General features: G+C 40.1%; 16 protein-coding genes, 1 tRNA gene and 1 pseudogene. 3 read left to right on the forward strand and 15 right to left on the reverse strand.

Annotated elements, in window-relative coordinates; translation table 11 throughout:
- The 6 genes and pseudogenes from PSU72_RS14015 to PSU72_RS14040 form a co-directional block, all read right to left on the reverse strand.
- A pseudogene (locus tag PSU72_RS14015) lies at positions 1-463 on the reverse strand (hypothetical protein); the annotation flags it as partial.
- 349 nt (positions 464-812) lie between these two features.
- A complete protein-coding gene (locus PSU72_RS14020) occupies positions 813-1,253 on the reverse strand; it encodes a hypothetical protein (protein ID WP_300433317.1) in 441 nt (146 codons plus the stop codon).
- A gap of 110 nt (positions 1,254-1,363) precedes the next feature.
- Positions 1,364-1,882 carry a hypothetical protein gene (locus PSU72_RS14025; protein ID WP_300433318.1) on the reverse strand — a complete coding sequence of 173 codons (519 nt, stop codon included), beginning with the start codon at positions 1,880-1,882 and terminating at the stop codon, positions 1,364-1,366.
- Between the two features lie 82 nt (positions 1,883-1,964).
- Positions 1,965-2,336: a lysozyme inhibitor LprI family protein gene (locus PSU72_RS14030; RefSeq protein WP_300433320.1), complete on the reverse strand. Its 372-nt coding sequence runs from the start codon at positions 2,334-2,336 to the stop codon at positions 1,965-1,967.
- Between the two features lie 235 nt (positions 2,337-2,571).
- Positions 2,572-3,084 carry an arsenate reductase ArsC gene (locus PSU72_RS14035; protein WP_300433321.1) on the reverse strand — a complete coding sequence of 171 codons (513 nt, stop codon included), beginning with the start codon at positions 3,082-3,084 and terminating at the stop codon, positions 2,572-2,574.
- A 55-nt stretch (positions 3,085-3,139) separates the two neighbouring features.
- Complete coding sequence (locus PSU72_RS14040) at positions 3,140-3,364, reverse strand: hypothetical protein (protein ID WP_300433322.1); 225 nt, start codon at positions 3,362-3,364, stop codon at positions 3,140-3,142.
- A 276-nt stretch (positions 3,365-3,640) separates the two neighbouring features.
- On the opposite strand from PSU72_RS14040, the gene PSU72_RS14045 reads away from it, so the two are divergent.
- Both PSU72_RS14045 and PSU72_RS14450 read left to right on the forward strand, forming a co-directional pair.
- The gene (locus tag PSU72_RS14045; RefSeq protein ID WP_300433323.1) at positions 3,641-5,461 is read left to right on the forward strand and encodes a GGDEF domain-containing protein; all 1,821 of its coding nucleotides are present in this window, start codon (positions 3,641-3,643) and stop codon (positions 5,459-5,461) included.
- Between the two features lie 196 nt (positions 5,462-5,657).
- The gene (locus tag PSU72_RS14450) at positions 5,658-5,897 is read left to right on the forward strand and encodes a helix-turn-helix transcriptional regulator (RefSeq protein ID WP_367186096.1); all 240 of its coding nucleotides are present in this window, start codon (positions 5,658-5,660) and stop codon (positions 5,895-5,897) included.
- Positions 5,898-5,902: 5 nt separating this feature from the next.
- On the opposite strand, the gene PSU72_RS14050 is transcribed toward PSU72_RS14450, so the two are convergent.
- The 9 genes from PSU72_RS14050 to rpsU form a co-directional block, all read right to left on the reverse strand.
- Positions 5,903-6,460, reverse strand: coding sequence for an FxDxF family PEP-CTERM protein (locus PSU72_RS14050; RefSeq protein WP_300433324.1), 558 nt, complete (start codon positions 6,458-6,460; stop codon positions 5,903-5,905).
- Positions 6,461-6,761: 301 nt separating this feature from the next.
- Complete coding sequence (locus tag PSU72_RS14055; protein ID WP_300433326.1) at positions 6,762-7,454, reverse strand: hypothetical protein; 693 nt, start codon at positions 7,452-7,454, stop codon at positions 6,762-6,764.
- A gap of 25 nt (positions 7,455-7,479) precedes the next feature.
- Positions 7,480-9,612 (reverse strand): SEL1-like repeat protein, encoded by a 2,133-nt coding sequence (locus PSU72_RS14060; RefSeq protein WP_300433328.1) that lies wholly within the window; start codon positions 9,610-9,612, stop codon positions 7,480-7,482.
- Positions 9,613-9,787: 175 nt separating this feature from the next.
- Positions 9,788-9,866 (reverse strand) — tRNA-Ile (locus tag PSU72_RS14065).
- Between the two features lie 49 nt (positions 9,867-9,915).
- Entirely contained in the window at positions 9,916-11,853 is a 1,938-nt protein-coding gene (gene rpoD, locus PSU72_RS14070) for an RNA polymerase sigma factor RpoD (protein ID WP_300433330.1), read from the reverse strand.
- A gap of 161 nt (positions 11,854-12,014) precedes the next feature.
- Positions 12,015-13,751 carry a DNA primase gene (gene dnaG / locus PSU72_RS14075; protein ID WP_300433332.1) on the reverse strand — a complete coding sequence of 579 codons (1,737 nt, stop codon included), beginning with the start codon at positions 13,749-13,751 and terminating at the stop codon, positions 12,015-12,017.
- A gap of 142 nt (positions 13,752-13,893) precedes the next feature.
- A complete protein-coding gene (locus PSU72_RS14080; protein ID WP_300433334.1) occupies positions 13,894-14,337 on the reverse strand; it encodes a GatB/YqeY domain-containing protein in 444 nt (147 codons plus the stop codon).
- Positions 14,338-14,344: 7 nt separating this feature from the next.
- Complete coding sequence (locus PSU72_RS14085) at positions 14,345-14,650, reverse strand: DUF3144 domain-containing protein (RefSeq protein WP_300433336.1); 306 nt, start codon at positions 14,648-14,650, stop codon at positions 14,345-14,347.
- 7 nt (positions 14,651-14,657) lie between these two features.
- Positions 14,658-14,870 carry a 30S ribosomal protein S21 gene (gene rpsU / locus PSU72_RS14090; protein ID WP_013149160.1) on the reverse strand — a complete coding sequence of 71 codons (213 nt, stop codon included), beginning with the start codon at positions 14,868-14,870 and terminating at the stop codon, positions 14,658-14,660.
- 212 nt (positions 14,871-15,082) lie between these two features.
- Here rpsU and tsaD point away from each other — a divergent pair, with 212 nt between their 5' ends.
- On the forward strand, positions 15,083-16,117 hold the full coding sequence (gene tsaD, locus PSU72_RS14095) for a tRNA (adenosine(37)-N6)-threonylcarbamoyltransferase complex transferase subunit TsaD (protein WP_300433338.1): 1,035 nt from the start codon (positions 15,083-15,085) through the stop codon (positions 16,115-16,117).
- Positions 16,118-16,121: the final 4 nt, after the last annotated feature.

Raw genomic sequence — 16,121 nt, forward strand, 5'->3', positions numbered from 1 at the left:
CAGATTTTTTGATGGGTGTAACTGGTACATATTTTAGATCTACGTCTGAGGAAACTAGCTTATTGACCTCGGCCATAAACGCTACTGAATCAAGCTTTTCATAGCCACGTACTTTACCTTCCAGCAATTTGACTAAACCTTCATGCTTCAGTACAGCTAATAAGAATCCAGGTGTGTTAACTGATTTACCTATAAACAGATTGATGAATGGGATTGCTGTGATGGGATGTGCTGCTTTATCTAATGCGTCCAAAGTTGCTTTAAGTGGTATCCACTCTTCACTAAAGAATCCACCACCAGAATTCTCAATAATGCGGATGTGTACTTGATTGTCTTTGTTACATCCAAAATGATAAGTTAGATTGGCTTTACCAGAACATGTGGGGCAGGATGCGATTTTAATGATGCGCATTGATAGTGTGGAGTTTTCAGAGGTGGAACTGCTGCTTGTTGCTTCTTTCATGGTAAGTCTCCTTGGTTGATGTTTAGATAGGCATGTTGGTCTTTCATATAAGATGGGTGAAAAGGCGCAGTTAAAAGCAAGATTAATTGATGCATTCTTTAACTTTGGACGTAAAAAAGCCTGCAAGTTTTTTAGGCTATGCAGGCTGGGATTTGATGTGCGTTAATGGTTAAGTTGAATGATCTTAATCAGGTAAGATGAAAATTGAAAATGGACTTATCAATAGCGTTCGTTCGAGATCCTTCACTTTCGACACTTAGCAATCATTTAAAATGTAGACATTTTGAAAGTCCTATCGTCATAGGTAAGGGCGCGAAGCCGAATGCAGGACATCGGGTTGAGCTCAGAGTTAGTTGTACGGCGTGGCATAGCGCGCGAATATTAAGAGACTAGCCATACCACTCAACATAGTGGCCGCCACATAAACGTAATACCCCATCGTGTTCCGACGCGTTTTGTAAAATTGCCAGACGGCCACAGCTAAAACCGATAAGACAGTTGCCACAGAGGCAAGTAAATAACTGCCAAGGATGCCAGCCCAAATACTGCTATATACGATGCCAAAGAACCATAGTGACAAGGCCTCTACTGGACGAGAAAGAACAATGGGCTTTTCTGGAAGACCCAAACGCTTTGAAATTGCCTTCGCGTACCAAACCACTCCCAAAGCAACTCCTGTTGCAGTGATGAGTGCCATACCTCCAGCTGGAAATGATGGAAATGCTTCCTTTATCGCCACTGCAAGAAAAAGCCCCGCAATAAGCCCTAAAATAATACGTAGCTTGTACATGATGCGTCTGTGAATTGAAAGGGTAGTGACATCGGTCTTCTAACGTTTTAATTTAGGGGTGCCGTTAGGCGTCCTGTTTGAATGATTGGTAGGAATGTTCGATGGTGAGTTCATAATTTTGACAGACGTTCGTCGAAGTACTTCATAGGCGACTCCCCAATACTTAATACCTCACGGGCTTTTTCTAAAGGGACATAAAATTCAATTCGGAACTCCCACAAACTTGCATTTTCTAGAGGCGACTTGGCTTCGTCAAAATGAGTATTTAGCGCTGAACCCTGTAATTGGCATGTGAAAGAATCTCTTTGATAGGAAATACCAAACTTAAGCTGCTGTACTTCCCTACTTCTATAACCATCTGACGCTGCTTCATAACCTCCATTTAGGGCAAAGGTGGCTATTCTCGGCCCATGAAATTCGTATGAGACTCCACTGCGCATATTCTCAACTGACTGGCCTGTAACAATCATGCTTGATAGAAAGCTACAGGAGAATCTGCCACCATTGTTTTTCATAAACGGAACTTCAAGTCCCATCGCAAACTCTGGTCGAAATTTAGGGGCGGTAAATTTTTCTACTAACTGACCATTAATTACGATTTGACCTTCTACGTCATCATTTGGATACATCGCTTGCCTCACGCCATTATAAAACGGAACAATTGAATACAAGGGTGCCGTTAGGCGTCCAGCTTGATGGACGTGCTAAACATTAAAGCTTGCTATTTTGGCAACCTGAGCTTGAGCATTCTCTGATACGGTCTTGCAGGAACTGAGACCTTTTGATTGTTGTACTAGTGGCACAATCTAGATTTACAAAAAATCCATTGGCTTCACGTTTTGAGCAATTATTGTTTCGCTCTTCCATCCATGAAAGCTGGCTGAACTTAAGTGCTTTTTTGCCGTCACTATCAAGCTTTGTAGTTAATTTTTTGTAGTTTTCGTTTAGTTCTTTATCCGCTTCTTGGTAAACTTTATTCAGGCAATATAAACCATCAAAATCGTTTTTTGGAATATCGCATGCTGAGTTTGCAAAAGCTACGTTACATGAACAGAACAGTAAAACAAACAGCATTTTTTTCATTGTACAAAACCTTCACGCATCTTAAAGATAATACTGTAAGCGATCATGATGATGATTTTATGACTTATATAAAACTGGGTTAATAAGTGCATCAGTAGGCGAAATAGTGATGCGTACTACTATGTTGTTCATCGCATTTTGTGTATGTGATTAACTATGTAGCAATATTTAATACATTTCATTCACGCTTACTGCTCTGAGAGCTAGCTTGAGACTGAGAATTACTTTAGTTAGTTTAGAGTTTAGGGGAGCCTGTAATTGTCCCAATGGCATCTATTTCACCTTTGAGTTTAATTCGATTTAAATTATCGATTGGCAAAGCAACGAAAAGTTTAATGCGATTCTCTAAATACCTACAGCATCTTTGGAACACTTCCAGTCTTTCCTCATCTGTACCTTTAGCTACAACAGGATCTTCAATTCCCCAATGAGCTGTCATTGGCTGACTAGGCCAGATTGGACAAACCTCACCAGCTACATCATCACAAACTGTAAATACAAAATCCAAATGAGGCGCGTCTTTTCCAGTAAACTCATTCCAACTTTTACTTCTTAGCCCGTCGATATTCAGCCCATGGGATTCTAAGGTCTTAATCGTTAAAGGATCGATCGAACCTTTTGGGGTATTACCTGCACTATAAGCTTTGAATTTCCCTTTGCCCCAGTGTTCCATCAATTTTTCTGCCATGATGCTGCGTGCTGAATTATTGTTGCAAAGAAAAAGCACATTAAATACGTTTGGTTCCATTTGATTACAACCTCGCTAATTAATTATATGACTCGCAACTCAGTATAAAATCGAATTATGTATCTTTAAATTTTTCGTTTAATTTAACTCTGTTCTCACGCCACTCTTCAAGCTCCTCATCTTCTCTTTCAAGCTGTATTGCTATAGCCTCAATAGTACTGAATATTTTGTCATCTATTCTGCGTACTAATTTTGTACGCATACGGCTTAATAGACGTTCAGTATCTTCCTCATTTAAATTAGCTGCTTTTTCAAGATAGTCTTTATCAGGTTTTCTCATTTTCAGCATTCCCCTTCTAGAGTTCATATTTCATAAATGGTAATCGACAGTATAGTTCACTGAAATTAGTGCATTATTATAGTGACGATTAATGACAGGAAGATATTAGAACTTATTGAACTGGACTACACTAACTTTCTCGCCTTATTTAGGCTACTGACTGAAGTGTTATCAAAGCATGAACTAGGAAGAATAATTTAAACTACTTTTCCGATTTTAATTAGATTGTCATTTAGTTATGCAATTGTTGATTTTTTATTCAGTTGAAAAATAGTGATGATAAACGGGATTTTCGACAATACATTCGCCAAGGAACATGATTCAAGTTTTGGTGAAGCATTACATCTACACCTTCATGACATTGTTCAAAGCAATCTGCTTACCGCTGTTTTTCAGCCAATACTAGATATGCAGCAAGCCAAAATTATTGGATATGAGGGATTGATTCGCGGTCCTGCAACCAGCGTACTTCATACTCCAATTGAGTTATTTCGTGTGGCAAGGGCATGCGGCATGGTGGCAGAGGTCGAGTACCTTTCTCGTCGCACAGTGCTTGAGTCTTTCGCTAAACAGAATCTGTCAGGTAAGATATTTCTAAATGTCAGCCCTGACGTGTTATTGCAACCTGATTCAAAAAATGGAGAAACTCTAAAATATCTTGAAGAGTTAGGCTTACAACCTAATCAGGTGATCATTGAACTTACTGAAAATGCTCAGGCCCTTGATTATCAGCTATTACGTGATGCAACTCAGCATTATCGTAATATGGGTTTTGAAATCGCGATTGACGATCTCGGTGAGGGTTTTTCTGGTTTACGCCTGTGGTCTGAGATTCGCCCTGAGTATGTCAAAGTAGATAAGCACTTCATTCATAACATTCATCTCGACCCAGTAAAAATGCAATTTGCCCGCTCCATACAGGAAATTGCCGCCAAATCAGGTGCACTTGTTATCGCAGAGGGTATAGAAATACAAGATGAGTTAATGGCTATTAGAGATCTTGGCATCACTTATGGCCAAGGTTATCACATTGGTAGGCCTAGCATCTTGCCTTCACAAGTAGTACCTACTGAAATCACCAAATCTCTAATGCGAATAGAAATTTCCCGAGAAAATTTGCTACAGAATCGCGCTACAGTAGAGAAATTGCTAAAACACGTCTCCCCAGTTGCACCAACATGTAATAACGAAGATGTGTTCAAAATGTTTGACATGAATGCAGATCTTTACGCTCTTCCAGTAGTAGTTGATGGTCGTCCCATTGGACTTATTGGGCGCAATATGATGATTAATGACTACGCACGTCCTTACCGCCGTGAATTATATGGACGCAAACCTTGCGAAATGATGATGGATCGTTCAGCCATCATAGTAGATCAAATGATTAGCTTGCAGGAGTTAAGTGATTTGATTCTAAAAAGTGACCCTCGTCACTTATCCATTGGTTTTATTATTACCGATAACGGTATATACCGAGGCATGGGTAGCGGTCATGACTTGTTAAGAATAATCTCACAAATGCAGATCAATGCAGCACGATATGCTAACCCACTGACAATGTTGCCAGGTAATGTGCCCATCAGCGAACAAATAGACAGCTTGCTAGAGTCCGGCGTTTCATTTGTTGCCTGTTACTGTGATTTAGATAACTTTAAACCGTTTAACGATGTCTACGGCTTTAAAAAAGGGGATGAAGTCATCCAATTAACTGGGCGTTTGCTGACTGAGGTTTGTGGACCATATGATTTTCTTGGACACATTGGTGGCGACGATTTTATCGTACTCTTTCAGAGTGAGCATTGGGAAACCCGATGTGAGGAATTTCTGTCGAAAGTAAGTGATACATTTCCGCAGTTTTACACGAGTGTTGATCAGCAACGCGGGGGTATTGAAACTGAAGATCGCCAAGGTGAACGACGTTTCCATTCAATTCTCAGTATTTCTATCGGAGCACTTATTGTTGAACCAGATCATTATCCGTCACACCATGAAGTATCTGCAGCCTGTGTTAACGCTAAGAAGCAAGCAAAGAAAATCCCTGGAAACAATCTATTCATTGAGCGTCGAACTGAAAATAACCCAGAAGTTATTTCCTGAAAATCCTAACTAGTCTGATTAAACGTGTTTGATGACGTTGCAAACAACTTAACATGGCACCTGTTGCTACTGTATAAAAGAGCCATTAGCTCTGGCTCCTACACTTACACAGCAACTACAAACATATCTAAGCAAACTTTAATTAATATGTGGCTAAGAATCACCATCACTCTCTTGAAAGCCCCCGCTTGTTAGCTTGGGTACTGCCATACGAGCAGCAAGGAAGGCAAAGGGCCTCTCTCAAGAAGCCTTAGCTAAGCTGGCTGATATGGATCGTTATTACATGAGCGAGATTGAAAGAAGCAATTATGCACGATTGGAAATTACAAAAGAAAAAAGGACCCAGATTTCTCCGAGTCCTTTATTTTGGTGGCCCCTTGTGAGTCGAACACAGCACCAACGGACTATGAGCTTAGGCCCTGTCAGGAATACTTAAAATATTTAGCTAATTCTACGACGACGTGAAATAAGTCCGATTACACCCAAACCTACTAACAACATAGCATACGACTCTGCTTCTGGCACTGGGGTTGTAATATTCAGCACACCTGCATAGGATCCACCGGATAGGCCAGCAACAGTGCCCTTAATTTGTAATGTATAACTACCCGCCAATAACGATATAGGATTTAACACCACAGTGGTGATACCTACAGTTGGTGAGAAGTTTACTGTAGTTCCCCAATTTTCAATGATAGACGCTACTGAGCTTGCTGTGTCATTCACATTGCCAGCATAAAGTCGCGCTTTAAGGTTACTTAAACCCAAAATACTGTCTAAGTTAATTGAGGATGTAACAGAGTTTGCAGAGCCATTCGGAATGGTGAAATAAAACGCATCAAAAAACGTTGTGCCTGTAGTTGCAGCTGCAAATGAATTGCCATAATTAAGTGAAGTTGGTAGGGATCCTACCGTCAGATTAGTTGCTGAATCAGCAAATGCAGTCACGCTAGATACGGCTAGCATGCCAGCAAATAAGATACTTTTAATTAATTTCATTTGTGTAACCCCAATTGATAAATTTATATTTAAGTACGATTTAATACATGCAATCATGTTATGGGTAGATTGTGACAATGTTGATGAAAAGTTATATTGATTCATAGTTAATATGGACTATATTTTCCAACCATTTATTACATTGTAAAAATTGAGTTAATAGGCTTTCCCATCCTTATAACTAGAAATATGGTTTTAATCTCTAGTGACTACAAAAAGAAAAAAGGACTCAGATTTCTCCGAGTCCTCATTTTGGTAGCCCCCTGTGAGTCGAACACAGCACCAACGGATTATGAATAAACTACTTCTCAAGTCTTCGCTCGCCTGTACATTTTTCACTATAAGTCATTAGAGTATCGTTAAATGATTTTTTTCGATTATTAAACTGCGTTGTTTTATCGTTCAAATATTCTAACTTCAATTTTAATGGCGTTAATGACTCATTAAAAATTTTCTGCTTTTCTTTAAAAAGCCTAATACGTTCATTTAATGCAGATGAGTCAGCATTTTGTAGCTTAACTTCTTTATTAAATTGATCTATTTGTGAGTTTATTTTTTTGGCTGCTGCCGAATCAACTTTTTTAGAAGTTAAAGCCGTAAGCTCTAATTTTTTCTTATCCAGCACTTCACCTCGACTATTCATTTGAGCAGTTTCTGCATTAAGAACTGTGACTTCTTTTTCTATTATAAGTCTAGCACTATCATTTTCTTTGACCTGATTTTCAACTACCATGACTTCATCATTAATTAACTTTGTTTCACTCTGAAAGTAGTCATACTTTTGTCGAATATTGTTATCTTGTCCCATACACTTTTCAATTTCTTCGATAGTAATGGTCGGCTTATTTTGCGCATCTTCTTTCAAAATATGATAAATCCCCGGCAATCTAACTGATGACGACGGTAAGTCTTCACAAACACCACTGATGCTATAACTAGAAATCAGGCTAGCAAAAATATTGAGAATGTTTGCTGTGTTATTGTTTTTTTTCATATCAAATTCCGAATGCACTTATAAACTAAATAGAATTTATTGGTTTATTTTGGTGTTTATCTTTCCAATCACTAAGTGCATTTTTTGAAGTGTTAATTTCAGCTGTCGTCATACTTTTTTCTAAAGTATTCAACTTGGTTTTAATATTTTGAATTCTCTTAGCTTCTGCGGATGAGTCTATCCCAATCTCAAGTCTAAAACCATTAGGGGCGTCTTCTTCAGGGTTGTAATCAGATGCGGACGGAAAGGCACCAACCGACAATGGCTTTATACTCGCAATTTTCTTTGAATATTCGATAACTAAGCTATACCAGACATAGGCTTGTGATTTATCCAATGGCACACCTAATCCATTTTCATATATTTCAGCTACAGGCATTGCTGTGTTGTAAAAATCTTCGTATCTATTCCCATCTACAGAATAAATATTTGTAGCTAAGCTTTTAAATAACTCAAGTGCTTTAGGATAATCTTGCTTAGTGATTACTCCCTCTTTATAGGCTTTAGCTAAATCCAATTGAGCATCAAAAAGATTTCTATTAGCTGCTTTTGTAAGTAAGGCCATAGCTTCTCTAGGATTTTTCTCGCCACCTCTGCCATCAATATAAAGCTTAGCCAGCTCATATTGGGCGTAAGGCTTGTCATTAGTGACTACTTTTTTATACCAATACAAGGCGTTTGTGTAGCTTGGACGTGCCTCGATTCCAGCCTCATTTGGGGCATCAGCCATATATAGCCTAGCAAGCGCTAATTGAGCGTCAACATCCCCACCATTAGCAGCCTTATCATACCAATATCTTGCTAACTTCAAGTTTCCACCGTATTCTGGTCCATATCCATTGTAGAAGCGCGCCAAAAATTTCATTGCTGCTTTACTCTGTGTTTTTGCCATTCTGTCTATAGTAGCCTTAGACTCCTTTGCATTTTGCTCTTTAGCTAAACCTGTTGAATAAATCAAACCTAAGTTCTTTTGACTTCTCTGATATTTATACTTATCTATCTCCATAAAGCGTAAATAAAGTTCTGTTGCATAAGTTAAATCTTTTTGAACTCCAATACCTTCCTTATAGGCATTTGCCAAATTCTCAATCGCGAATTTGTCATTATTTTTTGCCCCAACAGTCCAAGTTGCAACTGACTTTTTAAGCCAAATATCCGCTAATTGATTATCTTTTTTAGCAATTTTAATCTTTGGGTATGCAGTATATTGATCATCACGGTAAATCAGTCCTAATTTATATTGCGAAAACCCATAGCCGCCTTCAGCAGATTTCTTTAACCAGTCAATACCCAATTGATCGTTTTTATCAACACCAATGCCATCAAAATAACAATCAGCTAAAATTGCTTGCGATTTCGCAATACCATGTTCAGATAGTTTCTTTAACCAAGAAACAGCAAGTGGTAATTTTGTTTTATCACTTTTACCTTGCTCTAAATATGTGATCGCCAAGTTATTCTGTGCTTGCTCGCTACCTTTATTTGCAGCTTTTTCAAGCCATTCGATGGCCTTGTTTTCATTTTTCTCATATCCACCTAAACCTTGAAGATATGCTATACCTAGCTCAAATTCAGATGATGTAAAGCCTTGCTTTGCGGATTGTTCATACCAAAATATTGCTTTAGTACTACTTTGCTCAACCCCAACACCTTTTTCATATAACTGCGCCAGATTGTACATAGCCTCAGCATTGCCTGCTTCTGCGGCTTTTTTATTCCATTTGAACGACTCGGGGTAGTCTATTTTTGTACCGAGCCCAATCGAATATAAAACTCCCAACATATTCTGAGCATTAACATCGCTTTGCTCAGCGGCCTTTTTAAACCATAGCATTGCTTTTTCAGGAGACTTTTCGGTGGATTGTCCGTTTAGAATAAACTTTCCATAATAAAACTGAGCTTCTGGCTGACTTTGCTTGGCTGCTTTTTCGAACCAATAAAGGGCCTTATCGAAATTTTTTATTACACCATTACCTTGTAGATAGTTAATTGCAATTTTGTTCTGAGCATTTGCATCGCCTTTTTCTGCCATTGGCAAATATTCAGCAAATATTTCAGCTGGTTTCTTTTCTTGATCAGCGGCTGCATATATCGAAGTTGTGAATAGGAAAAATAAGAAACAAATTATTAATTTTAAAATTTTCAGTCTATTTTCCATATAGAGATCTAAATCGTAATAGTTTTTAGTAACCAATTAAAACTTATTTTTGTGTCATTAGAATGAATTGAGGTTTGTCTTGAGTTACTTTGTTGAATATTCTTTTTAGCCCGAAAGTTGGCTCTGACAACTACATAAGAAAAAAGGACTCAGATTTCTCCGAGTCCTTTTATTTTGGTGGCCCCCCTGTGAGTCGAACACAGCACCAACGGATTATGAGTCCGCTGCTCTAACCAAGCATGAGCTAGGGGGCCAAAACTTTTAAAGACGCTATTTTAAACTAAGAGTTGAAATCAAGACTAGTTAATCTTGTCCTGTTTCTAAGAAACTACGCAATCTTTCTGAACGAGTTGGATGACGCAGCTTACGCAACGCTTTCGCCTCAATTTGACGAATACGCTCACGGGTGACATCAAACTGTTTACCAACCTCTTCTAGGGTGTGATCTGTATTCATTTCAATACCAAAGCGCATACGTAATACTTTTGCTTCGCGTGGCGTCAATGACTCCAACACCTCACTGGTCGCATCACGTAGGCTCGCGTAAATCGCGGCATCCACTGGTGCTAATGTTTGTCCGTCTTCAATAAAGTCACCTAAGTGTGAATCTTCATCATCACCGATTGGCGTTTCCATTGAAATTGGCTCTTTGCTGATTTTCAAGATTTTACGAATCTTGTCTTCAGGCATTTCCATTTTCTCAGCAAGCAATGCTGGATCTGGCTCTACACCGGTTTCTTGTAAAATCTGACGGCTGATACGATTCATTTTATTAATCGTTTCAATCATGTGCACAGGGATACGAATGGTACGTGCTTGGTCGGCAATAGAACGTGTAATCGCCTGACGAATCCACCATGTTGCATAGGTTGAGAATTTGAAACCACGACGGTATTCAAATTTATCAACGGCTTTCATCAAGCCGATATTACCTTCTTGAATTAGGTCTAAAAATTGCAAGCCACGGTTTGTGTATTTTTTAGCAATCGAAATTACCAAACGTAAGTTAGCTTCAATCATTTCACGTTTAGCACGACGCGCACGCGCCTCGCCAGTCGTCATTTGCTTATTGATTTCTTTAAGCTCTTTGATTGGAATACCCACATTTTTTTCTAAATCAATCAAACGTTGTTGTTGATCTAAAATTGAGTGGTTATAACGGATTAATTTCTCAATATAAGGCTTATCCGCTTTCAATTCTTCAGCTAACCAGCCTAAATTACTCTCATTACCTGGGAATGATTTAATGAAATGCAATCTAGGCATACCTGATTTTTCTACGCAGAAATCAAGCACTTTACGTTCGTGGCTACGAATAGTTTCAACTAAATCGCGCACTTGATCGCACAGTCCTTCAACTTGTTTTGGAGAGAATCTGAATGCTGTTAATTCAACCAGAATTTCTGATAATAAAGTTTGATATTCAGGGTCTTGTGAGCCTCTTAAAGGTAAGATTTCCGTCATTTTTTTGTTCGCTGCGCGCACTACCGCAAAGCGATTAACAACTTCTTCTTTAAGTTTTGCGAGCGCTTCAGCAGAGATAGCAGCAGCCTTTGCGCCGTCTTCATCTTCACCTTCGTCGATCTCTTCATCAACTTCATCTTCGTCTTCTGCGGCTTCAATCACCACATCGGCAACTGCACCCACATCAGAATCAATCAAGCCATCCACTAAGTCATCAACGCTTAACTCATCGTTTTCAACTTTATCAACTAATGCCAATAAAGCAGCAATAGTCGTTGGGCAGGCAGCAATCGCTTGCACCATATGTTTAAGGCCGTCTTCAATACGACGTGCAATTTCAATTTCGCTTTCACGGGTAAGTAAATCCACTGTACCCATTTCGCGCATATACATACGCACAGGGTCAGTTGTACGACCAAAATCTGAGTCTACTGTAGCAAGTGCTTGTTCAGCCTCTTCTACAGCATCTTCATCAGTCACAGCAGGCGGAGCATCAGACATTAGCAACACTTCAGCATCAGGCGCCTCTTCGTACACCTGAATGCCCATGTCATTAATCATGCCGATAATGCCATCGATTTGCTCGGAGTTTTGTACATCATCTGGAAGATGATCGTTAATCTCAGCGTAGGTTAAGTAGCCGCGCTCTTTACCTAATACAATTAGAGATTTTAAACGTGAGCGGCGTTCTTCAGCACTAGCTTCTTGCAGCTCAGGGCTAACGAACTCCATTTTGTTTTTTTCTGCTAACTGATCGCTTTTCTTTGGTCTTGCCATGTACTCACCTCTAATTTATGCAATTACCATGTTTTTATTTAAAAATTGGCATGGTGAATGTAATTTCCGTAACCCTCTATTATAGCAGAAAATATCGCTATTTTGACCTACAGGCGCTGCTAATAATTCAACGTCGCGACACTAAACACGACCAGTAAAAACTATTTTTTAACTTTACTCCCTAAACTTTTTAGCAAGCTTCGCTCATCCTCCGTCAGTGCGCTTAAAGGCTTTTCACTGACCTGTGCCAGCAACGCACTTTCATTTTTCTGTAGATAAAGCTGCTTTAATTGCTGCCTTGCACCAGACATCGCAAGAGCTAAGTCCAGTGTTTCATCCAGCACATTAAGTTCTTTTTTAAGCTCAGTAATGATATTGGTATCAACTTTACTTTCCAACTCGCGCATTATCACTACTGGTTTAGAATGAGGATGCATGAGGCAAGTTTCAATAGTCTGTCTCAATAATAATTCATCACCTGAACTGCCCGATATCCACAGCAGATCATCCTTACCTACCAGCGCAGGCTGCATAATCATGGTTAAACAAAAATGGTGATGCAGAGAGTTGGTTGTACGCGTAAGCTTTGGCCTAGCTTGCACAGGCGCTTTATTCAGATTAGGCAACTTAAGCAAGCTCTGCATTTCATCTATGGATAATTGCGCTAATTCCGCTACCTTCTTGCGCAAATACATCGCGCTGCGTGGCGCATTGATTTGCTGCATGATGGGTTCAGCTTCGTTTAAAAAACGCACTTTATCCTCTTGGCTTTGCAAAGGATTATCTTCACTCAAATGCTTCAAAATATACTGCGAAAGTGGCATTGCGGTTTTAATTTCCGCCTCAAATTGCTCTTTACCAAACTCACGCACATAAGAATCAGGGTCATGCGCTTTGGGCAAAAATAAGAATGACAACTTCAAGCCATCCGTAAGCGCCGGCAAAGCGTTCATGGCCGCACGCCAAGCTGCGGTTAACCCTGCATTATCGCCGTCAAAACAAAATACCACCTCATCGGTTTGCCGCATCAACTTAGTAATATGAAAAGGCGTGGTAGCAGTACCTAATGCTGCCACAGCATACTCAATACCATACTGAGCCAACGCGACTACATCCATATAACCTTCAACTACCAACGCGCGCCCTGCATCGCGTATCGCTCTGCGTGCTAGAAACAAACCATAAAGCTCATGGCCTTTTTGAAATAGTGGCGTTTCTGGGGAGTTGTAGTACTTAGGCGTATCTTCTGGATTAATCACGCGGCCACCAAAGCCAATCACCTGACCTTTTTGGTCATGAATCGGGAACATGATGCGGTCACGAAATCGGTCATAGCGGCGACCTTGGTCATTCTCAACGACTAGGCCCGCAACACTCAACGCTTCGTTGTCATAGTTTGGGAAAACACTCTGCAAATTTTGCCAACCCGCCGGTGCGTACCCTACTTGAAATTTAGCCGCCACTTGCCCGCTTAAGCCACGTGCTTTTAGATACTCAATGGCTCGAGGAGATTTTTTCAGTTCAGCTTTATAGTATTGAGCCGCTTGCTGTAATGACTCTTGCAAACCCAATACAACCTTATGCTCAGGCTTGTTTGCATCGCGTGCTTCTTGCGGTACGATCATTCCGACCATTCGAGCAAGATCATTAATCGCTTCAACAAAACTTAAACCTTGGTATTCCATTAAAAAACCAACGGCGGTGCCATGCGCGCCACAACCAAAGCAATGATAAAACTGCTTAGTTGGACTGACAGTAAAACTCGGAGACTTTTCGTTATGGAATGGGCAGCATGCAGAGTAATTAGCTCCCGCTTTTTTCAAGGGCGTGCTTTTATCAATCACGTCGACAATATCAACGCGATTTAATAACTCTTGAATAAAGCTCTCTGGAATCAAAGTATTCTGCTTTTATAAGATTTTAGGTAATTTTAGCTTATTTTAGAAAAGTCGCTTCTACAAATAGAAACGAAATAGAAATACCCAGAAACAAAAAAGGAGCTTTTCGCTCCTTTAGTATTTTTTGCTACCTGTCTTTAACTTAAGCTAATCGAGTTTTAATCAAACCTGATATTTTTCCCATATCAGCCTTACCAGCAACTAACGGCTTAATCGCAGCCATTACCTTACCCATATCTTTAACGCCAGCAGCGCCTGTATCTGCCACCACTTGATCTAAAATACTTAGGATTTCCGCCTCAGTCAGCTGTTGTGGCAAATACTCCTGCAACACACTCACTTCATACTTCTCAACATCGGCTAAATCTGTTCTGTTTGCAGATTCATAAGCAGCGATTGAATCACGGCGTTGTTTGAGCATTTTTTCGATTGCGGTAATAACATCCGCATCACTTAACTCAATACGCTCATCCACTTCACGCTGCTTAATAGCGGCTTGCAATAAACGAATAGCACCTAAACGCGCGCTATCTTTAGCACGCATTGCGGTTTTCATATCTTCAGTGATTTGTAACTTAAGGCTCATCTAAAACTTATGCACTCTTGATGTAAGTATCAAACTTAGCCTGATAATCCGTCATATGTTCAGTCAGGGCGATTTTGTATTGATTAACAAAGTACTCTAATGCGGCGGCTTTTTCAGCTTCAAAGTTTTCTTTGGTACCACACTGCGTGGCAATCAAAAACGTATTGAACCGTGCAGACGCAAACAAGAAGCTCGCATTCACCACACCAACATCGTTGCTTGCAGCTTGTTCATTGGCAAAACCAATGAACTTATCTGTCAAACTCCAAAATGCTTCATCTGGCGCTGCTGGAGCGTTGTTTGTATCAGCCATACTATGACTAGTAAAGTTTAGCTGGAAGTGTTTGTTTTAGCAAACGGCGATACTGACGTTTAACAGCGGCAGCAGCTTTACGTTTACGTTCCCATGTTGGTTTCTCGTAGAACTCGCGAGCGCGAAGATCATTCAACAAACCTGTTTTTTCAATTAGGCGTTTAAAACGGCGAAGGGCAACGTCAAACGGCTCATTTTCTTTTACGCGTACACTAGACATTCGATCTCTCTTATAACAACAAATTTAATATGGGTATACTCAAATTTCTAACAGGCACTTACGCGCTTCTGATTTAGAAACTGAGAAAAGCCGACTATTTTAATCGCATAATTGTTTTTATTCAATTACTTTTATGCATTTATGCCCTAAATGCGCAATAATTCAACCTTTAAAATATTTAAAGTCATTAAATAGATGCTGGAATTTCTCAAATGATAGTCTTAGGTGTTGAATCATCCTGTGACGAAACAGGGCTTGCATTATACGATACCGAGCAAGGTTTGCTCGCACACGCGTTGCATTCACAAGTTGAAATGCATGCTGAATATGGCGGCGTGGTGCCAGAACTTGCCTCGCGCGACCACATTCGTCGCGTGCTACCTCTTACTGAAAACGTACTAAAAACTGCTAATAAAACGCTACAAGATATCGACGCAATCGCTTACACACAAGGCCCCGGTTTGTCTGGAGCGCTATTAGTTGGCACTAGCTTTGCTGAATCACTCGCGTTTAGCTTACAAATTCCTACAATTAATGTGCATCATCTTGAAGGGCATTTGCTTGCACCTTTGCTTGAGGCTAACCCACCAGCCTTTCCATTTGTAGCGTTGCTTGTTTCGGGCGGTCACAGCCAGCTGATGCGTGTAGATGGCATTGGCGAATATGAATTACTAGGCGACACTTTAGATGACGCTGCGGGTGAAGCTTTTGACAAAACCGCTAAATTATTAGGTTTAGGTTACCCAGGTGGCCCTGCGCTGTCTAAATTAGCCCAAAGCGGTAAGGCGCGCTTTAAGTTACCACGACCATTATTGAACAGTGGTGATTTAAACTTTAGCTTTAGCGGCTTAAAAACGGCGGTGTTAACACTAGTGAATCAACACCAACCCTTAGATGCTGCAACTACAGCGGATATTGCGTGGGAATTTCAAGAAGCCGTGACTGAGATATTAACGCTGAAATGCATGACAGCTTTGCGTGAAACAGGTTTAGATAATTTGGTGGTTTCGGGCGGCGTAGGCGCAAATTCAAAACTGCGTGAAAAATTGAATGCAGCGACCAAACGTAAGCTATGCAAGGTGAGCTATCCACGCTTAGAGTTCTGTACTGACAACGGCGCGATGATTGCCTTTGCAGGTGCCATGCGCCTAAAAGCCATGCATGGTAATGGTAATGGTAATAAAAACTATGGCTTTAGCGTGCGCCCACGTTGGGATTTAGCAGAGTTGCAAAAACCCGCTATTTAAAAAG

Source organism: Methylotenera sp. (assembly GCF_029945535.1).
Taxonomy (GTDB): domain Bacteria; phylum Pseudomonadota; class Gammaproteobacteria; order Burkholderiales; family Methylophilaceae; genus Methylotenera.